The organism is Qipengyuania algicida, from assembly GCF_009828025.1.
GTDB classification, from domain to species: domain Bacteria; phylum Pseudomonadota; class Alphaproteobacteria; order Sphingomonadales; family Sphingomonadaceae; genus Qipengyuania; species Qipengyuania algicida.
The window spans coordinates 59,707-77,877 of record NZ_WTYA01000009.1 but is presented as its reverse complement, the minus strand read 5'-3'; the positions used below and the strand labels follow the sequence as shown (position 1 = coordinate 77,877).

Sequence of the window (18,171 nt, the reverse complement as noted above, 5' to 3'; positions counted from 1 at the left end):
TCGGCTCCTGCTCTCTTGTTCCTAGCCCATCTTCTAGAACCTCCTCGGGTAGCACGACGATGTGAGAGGGTTTGCCGTCGCGGAAACGCAAAGTGAGATTGCCGCCTTCACTTCGGAGCGTGCTCCAATCGACCGCTGGACTGTCAGGTCTCTTTAACATTGGGACTCACCTCACGGATTGACCGTATAGCCCTGCTGCTGGAGCAGCGCGAAGGCGTCCATGGCCGACAGGGCTGTCTCCACGCCAGGGATCAGCTCGCCATCCTTGACGCCGAGTGCCGCCTTGCTCTGGCCGCAGATGATGATCCGCACCCCGTGATCGAGAAGCGCCTGCACCATCGCGGCCGACGGGTTGTCGCCGCTCTTGTCATGCGCCGCCCAGCCTGCGGGGTTGAGCAGATCGAACAGCGCCTTGCCGTGAGCGACGATGGCGATGTGGATGTTGTCCTCGGGCACGCCATGCGCGACGTTCATGTTGATGAAACGCGCCGCGCTCTCGATGCCCTCGTTGCGCTTGCCGTCCTTGGCTTCGGTATCGACGTTGAAGACGACCTTGAATTCGGTCGTCGCGGGCAGCTTCTCGATCCCCTGCACCGGCGCGTGCGGGCCGAAATCGGTGAACACCGGGCCGGTCTTGAACGCGCTCATATCCTGCGCGGTGGCGGGCATGGCGAAAGCAAGCAGGGGCAACAACAGCAATCGTTTCATCGGATTGGCTCCTTTGCGCTTCGGGCGTGCGCGGTCAGTCATAATGTTCGATCCCCTCGCCCACCACAGCGACCCATGGGTGGCGGCGAACCTCGTACACCGAGTATTCGGGCGGCGGAAATTCAGGATCGGCGAAACGACCCACCGGGATCGCCATCATTTCGAGAAAAGGCCGCGCGACATACCACACCTCCGATCCGCATTCGGGGCAGAAGTGGTGCTCCGACGTGTTGCCGCTCTCGGCGGTCCGCTCCCACACCTTGTCCGTGCCCGAAACCGTCACCTGCTCCGCCGGAAACCGCGCCTGCGCCGCGAAAGGCGCACCGCTGCGCTTCTGGCAATCGAGGCAATGGCAAACCGAAACGCGGGCGGGTTCCCCATCGCACGCCAGGGAAAGCTGGCCGCATTGGCAGGTGGCGATGCGGGTCACTTCCCGCTCCCGACGCGGCCCATCACCATCAACCCGACGAGCACGATCATCGCCGCGACCCATTGCAGCGCGGGTACGACCGCGAACACCAGCGCCGATTGCGCATCGGGCGCGGCGCGATAGAGCGTATCGACAATCACCCATAATCCGCTCAGCCCAAGGACGATGGCGGCCACGCCCTTGGCCGTGCGATGCGAGCGGGTGAGGCAGAGCAGCGCCAGCGGCGCCAGCGCAAACACCATGAAAAAGGCAGCAAAACCGAACCACTCCGCGCTGTCCGGCCGTCCCGCATCGACCATCAGATAGGCGATCGCGACCGCATAAACCGCCAGCACCACAAGACGCCAATCCTTTACCATCACCCCGCCGCCTTCTTCAACGCCACGCGGATCAGGTCGCTCTCGCTCGCACCCTCGCCGAGTTCTCCCGTCGCTTCCGCCACGGCGCGCGCGGCAACGGCGGGTTTGAAGCCAAGATTTTCCAGCGCGCTCACTGCGTCGGCGCTGGCCGCGCCCGCCGGGGTGGCAGCGAAGGTTTGCCCCGCACCGCCGCCGCCGGGCAAGGCGCCTGCCTTGTCCTTCAGCTCGTTGACGATCCGCCCGGCAAGTTTCGGCCCCACGCCCTGCGCGCGCGCCACGCTGGCGGCATCGCCGCGCGAGCAGGCATCGCGCAATTCGCCGGGGCTGAGGGCGGAAAGGATCGCCAGGCCGACCTTGCTCCCCACGCCCTGCACACCCGTCAGCAGGCGGAACCAGTCACGCTCCCCCGCATCGGCAAAGCCGAGCAGGCGCATGTCGTTCTCGCTCACCTGCAAATCGGTATAGACGGTGCAGGCTTCGCCCTTTTCGCCCAGCGAGGCGAGGGTGCGGTTCGAACAATGGACCAGATAGCCAACACCCGACACATCGATCACCGCCCAATCGGTGCCGGTCTCGTCAAGCAGGCCGCGCAGTTTCGCAATCATGCTTTGTTCCTGCCCCAAACACGGCGCGTTTGCCAGTGTTGGAGCAAAGTTGTGAACCGCCCGGGTGCGTCCAACGATATGGAACACATGGAACACGGTCCTGAAGCAAAAAACACAAGTGCGTGTGGCTTTTGCTCAAGAGGCATCGTTTCAGCGGTGGAAGAAGGCGTGACCATGTCCGCCGCGATGCCAGCTTTGCGCGGGGTAGGAAAATCTTCGTATGGCCCCGCTCGACAGCGGGCACTCTTGCGCTAAGACTGCGTGCATGAGCTGGAACACATTCGGACGCGTGCTGCGCTTTACCACCTGGGGCGAAAGTCACGGGCCTGCGCTGGGCGCGGTGGTCGATGGCTGCCCTCCCGGACTGACGCTGGCCGAGCACGACATCCAGCCGTTCCTCGACGCGCGCCGTCCGGGGCAGAGCAAGTTCACCACCCAGCGGCAGGAGCCCGACGCGGTGCGCATCCTGTCGGGCGTGTTCGAAGGGCAGACGACCGGCACGCCGATCAGCCTGATGATCGAGAACACCGATCAGCGGTCCAAGGATTATTCCGAGATCGCGCAAAGCTATCGCCCCGGCCATGCCGACTATGCCTATGACGCCAAATACGGCCTGCGCGATTATCGCGGCGGCGGGCGCAGTTCGGCGCGCGAAACGGCGGCGCGCGTGGCGGCAGGCGCGGTGGCGCGGCTGGTCGTGCCCGAGGTGACGATTACCGCCTATGTCTGCGAAATCGGCGGCGATGCTATCGATCCTGCAAATTTCGATGCGGACGAGATTGCGCGCAATCCCTTCTGGTGCCCCGATGCCGGAGCGGCGGTGCGCTGGGAGAGGCTGGTGGACGAAGCGCGCAAAGCCGGATCGTCGCTCGGCGCGGTGGTCGAATGCGTGGCCGAGGGGGTTCCGGCAGGCTGGGGCGCGCCGATCTATGCCAAGCTCGACGCCGACCTTGCCGCCGCCATGATGGGGATCAACGCGGTCAAGGGGGTGGAGATCGGCGATGGCTTCGGCGCGGCCAGGCTGACCGGCGAACAGAACGCCGACCCGATGCATCCCGCCGCCGGCGGGCCGAAGTTCGATGCGAACCACGCCGGTGGGATCGCAGGCGGAATTTCCACTGGACAGCCGGTGGTGTGCCGCGTGGCGTTCAAGCCGACCAGCTCGATCCTGACACCCGTGGACAGCATCACCAGCGATGGCGAGGCGGTACAGGTCCGGACGAAGGGCCGCCATGACCCTTGCGTCGGCATTCGCGGCACGCCGGTCGTCGCGGCGATGATGGCGCTGGTGCTGGCCGATCACAAGCTGCTCAACCGCGCGCAGTGCGGGTGAGGCTGCGCCGCGATCAGGGTTCCAGAGCGTAAGCCTTCGCGCGGTCGGCGACCGAAGTATCCAGGACGACAGCATCCTTGCGGTCCTTTGCGCCCTGTGCCGCCTGCCCGAGCTTGGTCTCGGTCATCCCGCGCATATAGAGCGACCAGGCCTCTTTCGGCTGCGCGGCCAGCACCTTGTTGTAATTGTCCAGCGCGTCGTCAAACTTGCCCTGCCGATAGAGCACGAGCGCAAGGCTGTCGCGCACGGCGGGGGCATCGTTCGACAGCTTCAAGGCGCGCTTGCAATCGCGCAGCGCGTCATCGGTAGCGACATTGCCGAGCCCGCTGCTCCAGCATAGACCGTTGTAGAGCGCGCCGAGATTGTGGTCTTCGCGATGCGTGCGGATCACCGGATCGTAAAGCGGCACTGCATCGGCAGCGTGGCCGAGTTCGATATAGAGATCGGCCAACGCGGTGACTTGCAGCGATTGCGGGGCGATCAACGCCTTGGCCTTCTGTGCCGCCGACCAGGCCTGCGCCGGCTCGTCATGCGCGTGATATGCGAAGGCGAGGTCGAGCATGATGTCGGGATCGTCAGGCTTGAGCGCGGCGGCTTTCTGCAAATCGGTCAGAGCGGCTTTGTAGTCCCCCGTTCGACGCTCGGCGAGGCTCAACTGGTGGTAGTATTCGCCGTTTTCGGGTTCGAGCTTCACTGCGTGGGAATAGGCAGCCACAGCGCCTTTCGAATCATTGCGAGCAAGCAGCACCGCACCCTGACGAGCGAATTCGCCTGCATTCTTGGGCGTTGCATCGGCCCCGACCGCCTTAACCAGATGCTTTCCTTCGGGAATAGTGGACACCGCAGCGGCTGTGCTGACGCCATTCTGGTTCGGCGAGCTCAGGTCGATGAATGGCTTGCCGCCACTGTAGGTAAAATAAATGAGATGCTGATCGCGCGAGACATAAAGATGGTGCGACAGCAGATATCCGATACCGAGCAACATGTCGGGAGCATTCGGCCCATCCACGATCGGACCATCTATGACGGTGAGGCGCGGGTTGAGAATGGTTTCATCCCCGATCGAAACGCTTTTGAGCCTGACGGACCACCCCTTCTCAAAGTGTCTCCCGAAACCGGAAAGCCGCTCGATCGGTATGGCGTCCGGCCCATCGAGATCGATGCCGGCTCGCTCGGCGGCACGGCGACTGATCAGCGTGATGGCACCGCTGTCGATCTCTGCCTCAACCTCCTTACCGTTCAGCATCACCGGCAGGGCGAAATCGTTGATCTTGCCATTGCCTTCGCCGCGCAGCAACTTGACCGTGAACGGCAACTGACTCTTCGACCAATAGCCAAAATTGACATGTTTGCAGTCACCTTCGGGGCGAACGATTGATACGCTTCCATGCGCGATGTCGAATTCGGTATCGAAGTTGGCAAGCAAATTGCGCCCGATCAGACCCGACCCGGCGTCACTACCGCCGACGATGAAATCGACTCTGTGCAACACCGAACCATTGATCGCAAAGTCGCTGATCGTAGTGACCTCTGGGCGAAATGATCCGCCAATTCCCGACATCATAAGCCCTCGAGGGGCTTGATCGATGCGCAGTCCGAGTTCCTGTGCCTTGGCGTTGGACATGATGGAGAACCACGCACCGGAATCGAGCCAGAATGTCGTCTTGTGGCCATTGACGGTAACCGGGACGCTCGCGCTCAGCCCATCCATCGTTACAGGCAGCTGAAACGCCGGAAGTCGGCATTGCTCGGAATGTGCCAGCACCGGGAAGACGCTGACCGCCGAGGCAATGCCCGACGCCAGAATTCGCTATTTCGAAACACAACCCATTAATAGCCCCCGCTTTTCTGGGAAGCTGCGCTGAGAAACGTGACGGAGCAAATGAATTTTCGGTCATATTTCGGCGCTTGTTCGCTTCCGCGACACTGCCAACACAGAACCGCCAGATTGCGCGTTACGCAACAGAAAAGACGCAATTGTTGCGCTTTGCGAAAGTTCCCGCTGCGTGAACGATTATTTCGATCTTCGCAATCGCAACAAATCGCTTTTTTGCATCGCAGCAATACCTATGTTGAGAGCGACTGGTTTTCACTCAACACATCAGGAGCATCCAACAATGGGTATCATCGGCAGCACCATCAAACCATTCCAGGCAACCGCCTTTCAGGCCGGCAAGGACTTCTTCGACGTCACCGAAAAGGACATCGAGGGCAAGTGGGCGGTGTTCTTCTTCTATCCGGCGGATTTCACATTCGTGTGCCCGACCGAACTGGAAGATCTCGGCGAGAAGTACGACATGCTGCAGAGCATGGGCGTGGAAGTGTTCGGCGTTTCGACCGACACGCATTTCAGCCACAAGGCATGGCACGACACCTCCGAGAAGATCGGCAAGCTGAAGTTCGCCTTCCTCGGCGACCAGATGCACACGCTGGCCAACAATTTCGGCGTGCTGCGTGACGGCGTCGGTCTCGCCGACCGTGCGACCTTCGTGGTCGATCCCGACGGCGTGATCCAGATCATGGAGATCACCTGCGAGGGCGTGGGCCGCAACGCCAACGAGCTGACCCGCAAGATCAAGGCCGCGCAATATGTTCGCAACAACCCCGGCCAGGTCTGTCCCGCCGCATGGGAAGAAGGCAGCGACACGCTGGCCCCCTCGCTCGACCTCGTCGGCAAGCTCTAAGCGACCATTGCGGACCCGGGCGTGAAAGTCCGGGTCCGCACGAAGGCCCGGGGCCTGTCCCCCCTCCCCCCGCTCCGGGCTTTTACCTCTCCCCAATCCAACAGGACTTTATCCATGCTCGACCAGGCCATGCAGACCCAGCTCAAGACCTATCTCGCCAATCTGCGCGAGCCGATCGAGCTCGTCGCGTCGCTGGGCGAGGATGAAAAATCCGCCCAGACCCGCGAATTGCTGACCGAGATCGCCGCGCTGCACGACATGGTCAGCGCGCATTTCGACGGGACCGACCAGCGCAAGCCCAGCTTCGTCATCCGCCGCGCATCGGATGCGGAAAAGTGGGTGCGCTTTGCAGGCCTGCCGATGGGGCACGAGTTCACCTCGCTCGTCCTTGCGCTTCTGTGGGCGGGCGGCCATCCCCCCAAGGTCGACGCCGATCTGCTCGAGCAGGTGCGCGGGCTGGAGGGCGATTTCGCATTCGAGATGTATTTCTCGCTGTCTTGCCACAATTGCCCCGACGTGGTGCAGGCGCTGACGCTGATGGCACTGGAGAACCCGCGCATCACCGCTACGCTGATCGAAGGCGGCGCGTATCAGGACGAAGTCGATGCGCGAGAGGTGATGGCCGTGCCCGCGACCTTCCTCAATGGCGAACCATTCTACAACGGCAAGCTGGAGCTGGCCGAAATCCTCAGCCGACTGGACAGCAATGCCGATGCGAAGGCGGCAGAAAAGCTGGCGGCGAAAGATCCGTTCGAAGTGCTCGTCATTGGCGGCGGTCCGGCGGGCGCGACCAGCGCAATCTATACCGCGCGCAAGGGCTTTCGCACCGGCATCGCCGCAGAACGCTTCGGCGGGCAGCTGCACGACACGCTGGGGATCGAGAACCTGCCCGGCACCCCCTATACCGAAGGGCCGAAGCTGGCAGGCGATCTGGAGCGCCATGTCGGCGAATACGATATCGACCTGATGAACCTCGCGCGCGCGATCGAGCTCGTCCCCGCCAAGCAGGCGGGCGGCCTGCACGAAGTGAAGCTGGCCAATGGCGCCAGCCTCAAGGCGCGCAGCCTGATCCTGTCGACCGGCGCGCGCTGGCGCAATCTCGGCGTGCCGGGCGAGGCGGACTATCGCAACAAGGGCGTTGCCTATTGCCCGCATTGCGACGGGCCGCTGTTCAAGGGCAAGCGTATCGCGGTGATCGGCGGCGGCAATTCGGGCGTCGAGGCGGCGATCGACCTGGCCAAGATCGTCGGCCATGTCACGCTCATCGAATATGACGACAAGCTGCGCGCCGATGCGGTGTTGCAGGCCAAGCTCAACAGCATGGACAATGTCGCCATCATCACCGGCGGCCAAACGACCGAGATCACCGGCGCGGACGGCAAGGTCAATGGGTTGATCGTCAAGGATCGCAAGACCGCGGAAGAACGCAAGATCGAGCTGGAAGGCGTGTTCATCCAGATTGGCCTCGTCCCCAACACCGAATGGTTGCAGGACAGCGGGCTCGAGCTGTCGAAGCACGGCGAGATCGTGACCGATGGCGAAGGCAGGACCAACCTGCCCGGCGTGTTCGGTGCGGGCGATGTCACCACCGTGTCCTACAAGCAGATCGTTGTTGCCATGGGCGAAGGTTCACGTGCGGGCCTTTCTGCGTTCGATTATTTGATCCGGACCGAACCGGCCGAGGATATCGCGCAAGCGGCCTGATCGCATTGGCAGCATGGGAACAAGGGGCGGCGCGTCTTGCGCCGCCCTTTTTCGTATACGGCGCAGGGTCGCTTCGGCGAACGGTTGTTTTAGGCGCAAACTAAGATCGTTTTAGCCAATCAATAATACCCAGTTAATCGATTGGACGGATTACCGCCAAACAGTCATCTTCCTCTTCGATACCGACACAACCCCCCGATTCCCTTTGGAGAGGAGATTACCGATGGACGCCAAGACTGGATCAATCGAAGGCGGCTGCCCCGTGCCCCATGACGGTGGCGTGCGCAGCCTGCTCGGCCGCACCAACAAGGACTGGTGGCCGGATATGCTGGCAACCGAAATCCTCACCCCCAATGGTCCGTCGAATCCGCTGGGCGCGGACTTCGATTATGCCGAAGCCTTCAACACCATCGATTACAAGGCGCTGAAGGCCGATCTCACCGCGCTGATGACCGACAGCCAACCTTGGTGGCCGGCCGATTATGGCCACTATGGCCCGTTCTTCATCCGCATGGCATGGCACGCGGCCGGCACCTATCGCACCGCCGACGGACGCGGCGGCGCCAACAGCGGGCAACAGCGTTTTGCTCCGCTCGACAGCTGGCCGGACAATGGCAACCTCGACAAGGCGCGCCGCCTGCTGTGGCCGATCAAGCAGAAATACGGCACCGCGATCAGCTGGGCCGACCTGTTCATCCTGGCCGGCAATGTCGCGATCGAATCGATGGGCGGGCCGACCTTCGGCTTCGGCGGCGGACGGGCCGACGTGTTCGAGCCGGAACGCGACATCTACTGGGGCAGCGAGGACAAGTGGGTCAACGAAGGTGTCCAGACCCGCATCGATCCCGAGCATGGTTTCGAACAGATCGAAGGCCCGCTGGCCGCGATCCAGATGGGGCTGATCTACGTCAATCCCGAAGGTCCGCAGGGCAATCCGCACAATGACGAGGGCATGGCTCGCGACATGAAGGAAACCTTCCGCCGCATGGCGATGAACGACGAGGAAACCGTCGCGCTGACCGCCGGGGGTCACACTTTCGGCAAGGCCCATGGCAATGGCGATGCCTCGACGCTGGGCGCAGCTCCTTCTGGCGGCGACATCACCGCGATGGGATTTGGCTGGGTGTCGAACCAGGACCATGGCGGGATCGGCGAACACACGATCACCAGCGGCATCGAAGGCGCCTGGACCAACACCCCCTTCGAATGGAGCGAGAACTACTTCCGCCTGCTGCTCGACTATGACTACGAGCTGGTCCAATCGCCCGCGGGCGCCAACCAGTGGCAACCTATCGACCAGAAGGAAGAAGACATGGCGCCGGCGGCCTGGGACCCCTCGATCAAGGTCCCGACCATGATGACCACGGCGGACATGCAGCTGAAGCGCGATCCGGAATATCGCAGGATCAGCGAGAAATTCCGCAACGATCCCAAGGCTTTTGCCGACGCTTTCGCGCGTGCCTGGTTCAAGCTGACCCATCGCGACATGGGGCCGAAGACACGCTATCTCGGGCCCGAAGTGCCTGCCGAAGACCTGATCTGGCAGGATCCGGTTCCGGCTGGAACCATGCCGTCGGACGCGCTCGTCTCAGAGGTGAAGCAAAAGATCGCTGACAGTGGCCTGACCGTCGCCCAGCTGGTCAAGACGGCCTGGGCGTCGGCCTCGACCTATCGCAAGACCGACTATCGTGGCGGTGCCAATGGTGCGCGCATTGCGCTCGCCCCGCAAAAGGACTGGGAGGTCAACGAACCGGCGGAACTCAAGAAGGTGCTCGATACGCTCGATGGCCTGCGCGGCGACATGAGCCTTGCCGATGCCATCGTGCTGGGCGGCGTGGTCGGCCTCGAACAGGCAGGCGCCGGCAAAGTGCCCTTTACCGGCGGGCGCGGCGATGCGACGCAGGACCAGACCGACGTCGAAAGCTTCGACTGGCTCGAACCCGAAGCGGATGCCTTCCGCAACTATCTCGGCAAGAAAAAGCTCGCGGTGAAGACCGAGGAGATGATGCTCGACCGCGCGTCGCTGCTCGGCCTCTCGGTACCGGAGATGACCGCGCTGATCGGCGGGTTGCGTGTGCTGGGCGCCAATCACGGCGACAGCGGGCATGGCCATTTCACCGAGCAGTCGGGCAAGCTCACCAACGACTATTTCGTCAATCTGCTCGACATGACCAATGTCTGGAAGGCGACCGACGACAGCCAGCAGGATTTCGTCGCGACCGACCGCAAGGATGGCGGAGAGAAGTGGAAAGCAACCCGTGCCGACCTGATTTTCGGCTCCAATTCCGAACTGCGCGCAGTGGCCGAAGTCTATGCCCAGAAGGGCGGCGAGGAAAAGCTGAAGGCGGACTTCGTCAAGGCCTGGACCAAGGTCATGGACGCTGACCGTTTCGACCTGACCATGGCGAAATACCACAAGGGCTGAAAGCCACCCTTTCGGATCTCAAGAAACGGGGCTCCGGCAGCGATGCCGGGGCCCTTTCTCATTTGCGATGGCGTGTGGGACCGGGCTATGCGCGGGCGATGACAACTCAGAGCAGCAGGCTGGCGCGAACCAGCGCAGGGCTGATTGCCTTCATCGCCACGATTGCGCTGGCGGTGCAGGTCACAGTCGACACCACGCGCGACGGATCGGTCCTGCTGGCGGCGGTCAACATGCTGCGGTTCTTCACTATCTGGAGCAATTGCGCGGTCGCGGTGATCCTGGGGCTGATTGCCGCAAGCCGTCCGGTCGGCGCGCGTGTATTGCTGGCACTGGCCACCGCAATCGCGATCGTCGCGCTGGTCTACCATGCCTTGCTCGCGGCACTGGTCCACCCCCAAGGCATCAACTGGTGGACCGACCAGACCTTCCACAGCCTGATACCGGCACTCACGGTCGTCTGGTGGCTCGGCTTCAGTGCGACCGGTCCGGGCCAGTTTCGCAATTTGCCCTGGGTAGTGATCGCGCCGATCCTTTATTCGATCGTCATCCTGACGGCAGCTCGCTGGACGGATTTCTATCCCTATTTCTTTCTCAACGTGGACCGTTTCGGATGGCCTGCCGTAATCCTCAATATGGTGGGACTTGGCGCCGGTTTCGTGATCATGGGCGCATTGCTACTTGCAGCTCGCACGGGGGTCCGCCGACTGGCGTGATGAGAGGATACGATTTCGGGGCGAGTGCCGGTTGCGTTCGGAACTTGCAGGCCAAACGGACCGTTGACGGGATGTACCCCCAAATCGAGGAATATCCCCATGGCCGACAAGCGCAGCACCCCCGTAACGACCACCGATGCCGGCATCCCGGTGCACAGCGAGGAACATTCGCTGACTGTGGGACCGGACGGGCCGATCGTACTCAACGATCACTACCTCATCGAACAGATGGCCAATTTCAACCGTGAGCGGATTCCCGAACGCCAGCCCCACGCAAAAGGATCGGGGGCTTTCGGCTATTTCAAGGTGACGCAGGACGTCACGAAATATACCAAGGCCAAAGTCTTCCAGCCAGGTACGCGCACGTACATTGCGGCGCGCTTTTCAACCGTCGCGGGCGAGCGCGGCAGCCCCGATACCTGGCGTGACCCGCGCGGCTTTTCGGTGAAGTTCTACACCGAAGAAGGAAATTTTGACATGGTCGGCAACAACACGCCGATCTTCTTCATCCGCGACCCGATCAAGTTCCAGCAGTTCATCCGCAGCCAGAAGCGCCGTGCCGATAACGGCCTGCGCGATCACGACATGCAGTGGGATTTCTGGACGCTCAGCCCCGAAAGCGCGCATCAGGTGACCTATTTGATGGGCGATCGCGGGGTGCCAAAGAACTGGCGTGAGATGAACGGCTATTCCAGCCATACTTATATGCTGATCAACGAGGCGGGCGAGAAGTTCTGGGTCAAGTTCCACTTCCACACCGATCAGGGCGACGGCAACGCCTATCTCAGCCAGGACGAAGCCGACAAGATGGCCGGGCAGGACGGCGATTATCACCGCCGCGACCTGTTCGATCACATCGCCAAGGGCGAAGCGCCGAGCTGGACGCTCAAATGGCAGATCATGCCGTATGAAGACGCCAAGACATATCGCTATAACCCCTTCGATCTGACCAAGGTCTGGCCGCATGAGGATTATCCGCTGATCGAGGTCGGCAAGATGGTGCTCGACAAGAACCCGGTCGATTGGGACGCGCAGATCGAACAGCTGGCGTTCGAGCCCAACAATATGGTCCCCGGCATTGGCCTGTCGCCCGACAAGATGCTGCTCGCGCGCGGGTTCTCCTATGCCGATGCGCACCGCGCCCGGCTGGGGGTCAATTACAAGCAAATCCCGGTGAACCGCCCGCAGAGCGAGGTCCATTCCTATTCGCGCGCAGGCGATATGCGCATCGATCTGGCGACTGACCCGGTCTATGCACCCAACAGCTATGGCGGCCCGTCCGCACTCGGCGACCAAGCCGATAACGCGGGTGAGTGGTTCGCCGATGGCGATATGGTCCGCCAGGCCTACACCTTGCGCGAATGCGACGACGACTGGAGCCAGGCGCGCATGTTGGTCAATGATGTGATGGACGATGCCCAGCGCGATCGCTTCGTCGGCAACGTCGCCGGACATCTGGCCGATGGCGTCAGCGAAAAGGTGCTGGTGCGCGCCTTCAAATACTGGCGCAATGTCGATGAAAAGATCGGCGACCGGATCGAGAAGAAGGTCCGCGACATGATCGGCGGCAAGTCCACCACGCCGGGAATGGGCAGCGCCGAATCCATCAAAAAGGCGATGGGCAGCGATGGCGCGGACGCCAAGCAGCAGCATATGGAACCTGCCGAATAAGGCAGCAACGGGCGGACCCGACCTGCCCGCCCTCTTACCGATGGAAGCCGCGCGATTAGGTTGGTCGCGCGGCTTTTTCATGCGCGGATGGAAAGAAACGCCGCGTCATACGCTGAGTGCGCACAGGCAAGGGGGCACGCATGTTCTTCGACAACCAGATTATCAACGCCGTGGCTCAGGGGCTGATCCTTGCGGTCGCAGCACTTCTGTGGGTCATCCTGCTGGTGCGCGTCGTGGGCCTGCGATCTTTTTCCAAGATGACCAGCTTCGATTTCGTGATGACGGTTGCGATGGGCTCGCTGGTCGCCACGGCCAGCCAGGCGACGCAGTGGAGCGGCTTCATCCAGGTGCTTGCCGCGATGACCGGACTGTTCGCCATCCAATATGTGCTGGCGCGCGGACGCAAGGCCAGCGATCTGGTTGAAAGCGCCCTTGGCAACACGCCGGTGTTGCTGATGCGCGATGGCGAGGTGATCGAAAGCGCATTGGTGGATAGCCGGGTGTCGATGAACGATCTGCGCGCCAAGCTCAGGGAAGCCAATGTGCTCGATTTCAGCCAGGTTCGCGCCGCGGTGCTGGAGACCACCGGCGATGTCAGCATCCTCCACGGCGACCATCTCGACGACAGCCTGCTTGAGAACGTCAGAAGCGCCTAGCGCGGCTTTTTGAGGATCACATAGAGCGCGCCTTCGCCGCCATGACGCCGGTGCGCCTTGCGGATCGCGGCAATGGCGGAGGAATGGCGGCTGGCGGCCAGCCAGTCGAGCAGCTTGGCTCGGATCGCGCCGCGCCGTTCCGCCCGGTCGGCAGATGCCACCGGGCGTTCGCGGCCCGCGATCACCAGCACCACCCGCGCGCCCTGCTCGCGTGCGAGATCCAGCCCGCCCAACAACCTTTGATAGGCCGCGTCGAGCGAGTGCTCGTGCAGGTCGAGTGTAAAGTCGGGTGCCAGCGTACCGCTGCGCAAGCGGCGCTCCCAATGCGAATCGAGTCCCGCAGGGGCCGATGGCTGTGGTGCCGGTGGCGACGGCTGACGCACCGGCGCAGCTGGGCGGACGCGAAGCGGGGCGGATGGCATTGCCGGCGGGGCAAGCGCTGCTTTCGGTGTCGGCTGCAAAGCCTTCGCCGGTTTCGCCTTGGGCCTTGCCGGATGCAGCGGGCGTACAGTCGCGGCCAGCCGTTCCCACGCCGTCGCTTCTTCCTCGCTCAATCCGCGTGGGTGGCTCATCGCCCGGTCAGGCGTTCGACCACGCCCTTGGGCAGCAGCACCAGCGCCGTTCCACGTGCGCTCATTCCGCCTGCGATCTCGCGCGCCTGTTCGCCATTGCCCCAGAATGTATCGAAGCGATTGGCGCCCTTGATGGCACCGCCGGTGTCTTGCGCCACCCATAGTCCGTCCGCTTCGCTGCGATCGACATCGAGCCATACCGGAGCACCCAGCGGCGTGTAGGCAGGATCGGCAGCAACCGACGCGCGCCCACGCACCGGGACGCCCATCGCGCCGAGCGGGCCATCCGTGTTGAGCACGCGGAAGAAGATATAGCTGGGGTTCTGGCGCATCAGCGCCTCGCCTTCAGCGGGATGCTCATGAATATAGGCGAGGATACCCTGCATCGTCGGCGGGTACTGGCCCGGCCCATCGCCCAACAGCCCCTGTTGGCGCATGACCCGCCCGATGGCGACATAGCCATGGCCGTTCTGACCGGCATAGCCGATCCGCATCAGCGATTGATCGGGCAGGCGCAACAGGCCCGACCCCTGCACCTGAAGGAAGAAGAATTCCGCAGGATCGGCGGCCCAGGCAATCTCCAGCCCCTTGCCCGCCAGCGCTCCGTCATCGATCTGGGCGCGGGTGTAATAAGGCACGAAATTCCCGCTTGCGTCATAGCGCCCGAGCGGCGGTTTGCCGGTTTGCTGCTCTGGCGGAGTATCGGCAGGCCAGGCCCGCACCAGATCGGGCGGGAGTTTGTAGATCGGGGTCTGGTAACCGGGTGCCTCGGTCAGGCTGGCATGGATCTCGGGCTCGAAATAGCCGGTGACGAAGCTGGTGCCGTCACCCATCTTCACCGTATCGAAATAGGTCGTAAAGAAACGGCTGGCATCATTGGCTGGCCAGGTCGCTGCGGCGCTGCATACGGGGCGCCAGTCGTCCGCGGTGGTGAGGTGGCTGGCGTCGGTCTGCGCCAGCATTGCTGGACATGATTCGACAAAGGATGCGAGCACGGCACGCGCTTTCGCAGGGGTTATCGCCAGCGAGGCGACCGATGGTCCCTGGACTATTTGCGGTCGGGCGGGCGGCGGCGCGGGTTCAGTGCCGGGACCATGCCCAGCCGGAACCCCTTGAGCACATCCCGCCAGCAGCGCAACCGCCGTCAGCGCAGAAACCAGCCGTCCAAAACCCAGTTGCACGGCCTTTGCCCCCGCCGGTTGTAAATCAGCCCTCGTCGGTCTCGTCGAGCTTCCAGTCGGGGCTGGACGCATCCACATGTCGCATGAAGGTCCACACGTCGCGACTTTCGATCGCATCGACCAGCGACCCGGCGATCACCTTGTCCTCACGGTCACGGGTGACGGTGGCAATGTCGGCAACGAAAAGCAGGCTCACGCGCGCCATACGGCCGTCGAGTTCAGCCGATTTGATCGTCACGTCCTCGATCCGGATCAGGCGATTATCGAGCTTCTCGCCCGCCTTCTCGCGCGCATCGATGGCGGCGGCGAAGCTCTCGTAGACGTCCTCGTCGCACATTTCGCGCAAGGTCTGCTTGTCGCCTACCCAGAAGGCTTCGAGCACCATGCGATAGGCACCCTTGGCCCCTTCGATAAATGCCAGCACGTCGAAGTGCGGATCGGCGGCGGCAATGGCGCGCACCCCACCCTCGGTACCGGCAGGAAGGTCGCGCTTCAACAACGCCGCGCCGGGCAACGACGAGCGGCGAGTCGTGGGCTCGGCATCCGGCAACGGTTCGTCCGGGCGATCGAAATGGCGCGGGATCGGCTCCTCTTCATGCTCCGCCCTGCGTCCGAGCACCGAATAGAGCCTGAGGCCGAGAAAAACAGCCACCATGGCGAGAATGACGATTTCGACAATCACCTTTGAAATCTTCTCCTTCGACGCTGATACAGACGCGCCGCACGACTAAGCGTTCCTTGTGCACTAGATAGGGTGCAAATTCAATTGAACAACAGCATTACCGCTCGCTTGCGGGCGAACCGGACACCGCTGGTCGCATTGCGCCAACCCATTGCCCAGATGTTGCTTGCCTGCTACGCGCGCACCGCGAGGGCGGGCCATGCGGGCCTGACGCTCTTCCAAGGCAACGCAGTTTACGAAAGTTCACACCCCATGGCCGAACAAGGCGACATTCTCACCGATCTCAATCTCGATCCCGCACCCGGCGCGAATGGTGCCGACAATCAGCCGGTCGCCAGCGTGATCGCACAATATGTGAAGGATCTGTCGGTAGAAAATCCCAATGCGCCGACTTGCTTCCAGTGGACCGACCAGCCCAATGTCGACATCCAGTTCAACATCGCGGCGCAGCAGATCAATGACGAGATCCACGAGGTCGAGCTGAAGATCACCGCCACGGCGAAGATGGAACAGGGCAATCTCTACCTGATCGAGCTGTCCTATTGCGGCCTCGTCGGCGTGCGCAATCTGCCCGACGAGCACGTCCATGCCTTCCTTTACGCCGAAGCGCCCCGGCAGCTGTTCCCCTTTGCCCGCCGCGTCGTGTCCGACGCCACCCGCGATGCCGGTTTCGCGCCGCTGATGATGGACCCGATCGATTTCGGCAGCCTGTACCAGCAGCAACTTGCCGCGCGCGCGCAGGAGCAGGCTGCAGCAGGCACCGCGCCGGGCGGAGAGGCCTGAGCGACGCGCATAGGGCGGGTGCGCAGGGCGTGACCGCATGAGTTCGCTGGTCCGCAACGTCGGCACCATTGGCGGGCTGACCGCGGTCAGCCGCGTGTTCGGCTTCGTCCGCGACATGCTGCTCGCCCGCGTGCTCGGGGCCGGACTGGCGGCCGACGCCTGGCAGCTCGCCTTCACCCTGCCCAACACGTTTCGCCGCCTGTTCGCGGAAGGTGCGTTCAGCGTGGCCTTCGTGCCGATGTATACGCGGCGGCTGAATGCGGAGACGGACGGCGGCGAGGAAGCCGCCGACCGCTTCGCCAGCGATGTGCTGAGCGTGTTCGTCTGGGTCCTGCTGGGCTTTTCCGCGCTGTGCATGATCGCCATGCCGGGGATCGTCTGGCTGCTGGCGCGCGACTATCAGGCCGTGCCGGGCAAGTTCGAATTGTCGGTAACGCTGAGCCGGATCACCTTCCCCTATCTCGGCCTAGTCAGCCTCGTGGCGATGCTGTCGGGCGTGCTCAACGCGCGCAGCCGATTTGCGCCGGGGGCTTTTGTGCCGGTGCTGCTCAATATCGTGCTCATCGGCGGTATCGTGACGGGGTATGTCCTGCGCAAGAATGATGGCGGGGGCGATGCCACGGTCGCCTATGCGCAAGCGGTGGCGCTGTTCCTCGCGGGGGTCGCGCAACTTGCCTATATGTGGTGGGCGATGCGCAAGGCGGGCGTTCGTCTCGCGATCCGCGCGCCGCGCTTCACGCCGGAAGTGAAGCGGCTTGGGATGCTGATCCTGCCCGCCACTTTCGGCGCCGGGATCTACCAGATCAGTCAGCTGGTCGATACTTTCTTCGCCACCTCCCTGCCACAGGGCTCGCTGGCGCTGCTCAAATACGCCGATCGTCTGAACCAGATGCCGCTGGGGATCTTCGGCATTGCGCTGGGCACGGCCATCCTGCCGATGCTGGCGCGACATATCCAGACCGGGGACACGAAAGAGGCGCAACGCCTCCAGACAAACGCGATAGAAATCGCCATGCTGCTGTGCCTGCCCTGCGCGGTGGCTCTGGCGATCTGTTCGCAGGCCTTCACCGCCGGAATCTTCCGCGGGGGCAAGATGACCGCTGCAGACACCGCGATCATGGGCCATATCGTCACAGCGCTGGTTGCCGGGCTGCCCGCCTATGTGTTGATCAAGGTATTCCAGCCCGCCTTTTTCAGCCGCGAGGACACCAAGACGCCAACCTTCGTTGCGGCTGGCGCGCTGGCGATCAACATCGGTCTGAATTTCTACGTCGTGCCGCGCTATGGCATCGTCGGCCTTGCCGCTGCGACTGCGACCACGGCGACGCTCAATGTGCTGACACTTTACACCATCCTGCAAATACGCGGCTGGTTCCATTTCACCGCCAAGCTTGCCGGCCGGATTGCCCGGCAAATCGCCGCGACCGCATTGATGGGCTTGGCGCTTTGGTATCTGACGCCTGCGCTCGAACCATATTGGCTGGGCGGCGCATTGTCGCGAATCGTCTCGCTCGCCGCGCTGGTCCTGGTGGGCGCGTCGGTGTTCTTCGGCGCGGCCTATCTGCTGGGCGCACTCGACAAGGACCTGATCGCCCAGCTGACCCGCAAGCGCCGGGCCAAGCCGGTCGATCTTGCCGAATGACGCGCCTGTGCTAAAACGCGCAG

The 18,171-nt window shown here is 62.9% G+C and carries 17 protein-coding genes; 9 read left to right on the top strand and 8 right to left on the bottom strand.

Annotated features, from left to right (window positions below; translation table 11 throughout):
- Nucleotides 1–171 precede the first annotated feature (171 nt).
- Genes GRI58_RS11925 through ruvA form a run of 4 tightly spaced genes read right to left on the bottom strand, consistent with a single transcriptional unit; the run spans nt 172 to nt 2,102 of the window.
- On the bottom strand, nt 172–708 hold the full coding sequence (locus GRI58_RS11925) for a DsrE family protein (RefSeq protein WP_160753833.1): 537 nt from the start codon (nt 706–708) through the stop codon (nt 172–174).
- Nucleotides 709–742: 34 nt separating this feature from the next.
- Nucleotides 743–1,138 carry a GFA family protein gene (locus GRI58_RS11920; RefSeq protein WP_337190970.1) on the bottom strand — a complete coding sequence of 132 codons (396 nt, stop codon included), beginning with the start codon at nt 1,136–1,138 and terminating at the stop codon, nt 743–745.
- Nucleotides 1,135–1,500 (bottom strand): hypothetical protein, encoded by a 366-nt coding sequence (locus GRI58_RS11915; RefSeq protein WP_160753831.1) that lies wholly within the window; start codon nt 1,498–1,500, stop codon nt 1,135–1,137. Before GRI58_RS11915 ends, GRI58_RS11920 begins: the two co-directional genes overlap by 4 nt.
- On the bottom strand, nt 1,497–2,102 hold the full coding sequence (gene ruvA / locus GRI58_RS11910) for a Holliday junction branch migration protein RuvA (RefSeq protein ID WP_160753830.1): 606 nt from the start codon (nt 2,100–2,102) through the stop codon (nt 1,497–1,499). Before ruvA ends, GRI58_RS11915 begins: the two co-directional genes overlap by 4 nt.
- Nucleotides 2,103–2,367: 265 nt before the next feature.
- On the opposite strand from ruvA, the gene aroC reads away from it, so the two are divergent.
- Nucleotides 2,368–3,435: a chorismate synthase gene (gene aroC / locus GRI58_RS11905; RefSeq protein ID WP_160753829.1), complete on the top strand. Its 1,068-nt coding sequence runs from the start codon at nt 2,368–2,370 to the stop codon at nt 3,433–3,435.
- A gap of 13 nt (nt 3,436–3,448) precedes the next feature.
- On the opposite strand, the gene GRI58_RS11900 is transcribed toward aroC, so the two are convergent.
- Nucleotides 3,449–5,146 carry a retropepsin-like aspartic protease gene (locus GRI58_RS11900; RefSeq protein ID WP_160753828.1) on the bottom strand — a complete coding sequence of 566 codons (1,698 nt, stop codon included), beginning with the start codon at nt 5,144–5,146 and terminating at the stop codon, nt 3,449–3,451.
- Nucleotides 5,147–5,552: 406 nt separating this feature from the next.
- On the opposite strand from GRI58_RS11900, the gene ahpC reads away from it, so the two are divergent.
- The 6 genes from ahpC (at nt 5,553) to GRI58_RS11870 (ending at nt 13,288) form a co-directional block, all read left to right on the top strand.
- Nucleotides 5,553–6,119 (top strand): alkyl hydroperoxide reductase subunit C, encoded by a 567-nt coding sequence (gene ahpC / locus GRI58_RS11895; protein WP_160753827.1) that lies wholly within the window; start codon nt 5,553–5,555, stop codon nt 6,117–6,119.
- 114 nt (nt 6,120–6,233) lie between these two features.
- On the top strand, nt 6,234–7,823 hold the full coding sequence (gene ahpF, locus GRI58_RS11890) for an alkyl hydroperoxide reductase subunit F (protein ID WP_160753826.1): 1,590 nt from the start codon (nt 6,234–6,236) through the stop codon (nt 7,821–7,823).
- 223 nt (nt 7,824–8,046) lie between these two features.
- Nucleotides 8,047–10,248 carry a catalase/peroxidase HPI gene (gene katG, locus GRI58_RS11885; protein WP_160753825.1) on the top strand — a complete coding sequence of 734 codons (2,202 nt, stop codon included), beginning with the start codon at nt 8,047–8,049 and terminating at the stop codon, nt 10,246–10,248.
- Nucleotides 10,249–10,346: 98 nt separating this feature from the next.
- Complete coding sequence (locus GRI58_RS11880; protein WP_160753824.1) at nt 10,347–10,961, top strand: Pr6Pr family membrane protein; 615 nt, start codon at nt 10,347–10,349, stop codon at nt 10,959–10,961.
- Between the two features lie 99 nt (nt 10,962–11,060).
- A complete protein-coding gene (locus GRI58_RS11875) occupies nt 11,061–12,632 on the top strand; it encodes a catalase (RefSeq protein WP_160753823.1) in 1,572 nt (523 codons plus the stop codon).
- Between the two features lie 140 nt (nt 12,633–12,772).
- Nucleotides 12,773–13,288 carry a DUF421 domain-containing protein gene (locus tag GRI58_RS11870; RefSeq protein WP_160753822.1) on the top strand — a complete coding sequence of 172 codons (516 nt, stop codon included), beginning with the start codon at nt 12,773–12,775 and terminating at the stop codon, nt 13,286–13,288.
- Here the strand turns inward: GRI58_RS11870 and GRI58_RS11865 are convergent.
- The 3 genes from GRI58_RS11865 to GRI58_RS11855 are packed head-to-tail and all read right to left on the bottom strand — an operon-like array spanning nt 13,285 to nt 15,723.
- Nucleotides 13,285–13,860, bottom strand: a complete 576-nt coding sequence (locus GRI58_RS11865) for a Smr/MutS family protein (RefSeq protein WP_160753821.1) — start codon at nt 13,858–13,860, stop codon at nt 13,285–13,287. The two genes, GRI58_RS11870 and GRI58_RS11865, sit on opposite strands and share 4 nt — an antisense overlap.
- Nucleotides 13,857–15,041 carry a murein transglycosylase A gene (gene mltA / locus GRI58_RS11860; RefSeq protein WP_419957046.1) on the bottom strand — a complete coding sequence of 395 codons (1,185 nt, stop codon included), beginning with the start codon at nt 15,039–15,041 and terminating at the stop codon, nt 13,857–13,859. Before mltA ends, GRI58_RS11865 begins: the two co-directional genes overlap by 4 nt.
- Before the next feature lie 25 nt (nt 15,042–15,066).
- A complete protein-coding gene (locus GRI58_RS11855) occupies nt 15,067–15,723 on the bottom strand; it encodes a Tim44/TimA family putative adaptor protein (protein WP_337190969.1) in 657 nt (218 codons plus the stop codon).
- Between the two features lie 252 nt (nt 15,724–15,975).
- Here GRI58_RS11855 and secB point away from each other — a divergent pair, with 252 nt between their 5' ends.
- Entirely contained in the window at nt 15,976–16,506 is a 531-nt protein-coding gene (gene secB, locus GRI58_RS11850) for a protein-export chaperone SecB (RefSeq protein WP_160753894.1), read from the top strand.
- A 37-nt stretch (nt 16,507–16,543) separates the two neighbouring features.
- On the top strand, nt 16,544–18,148 hold the full coding sequence (murJ, locus tag GRI58_RS11845; RefSeq protein ID WP_160753820.1) for a murein biosynthesis integral membrane protein MurJ: 1,605 nt from the start codon (nt 16,544–16,546) through the stop codon (nt 18,146–18,148).
- Nucleotides 18,149–18,171: the final 23 nt, after the last annotated feature.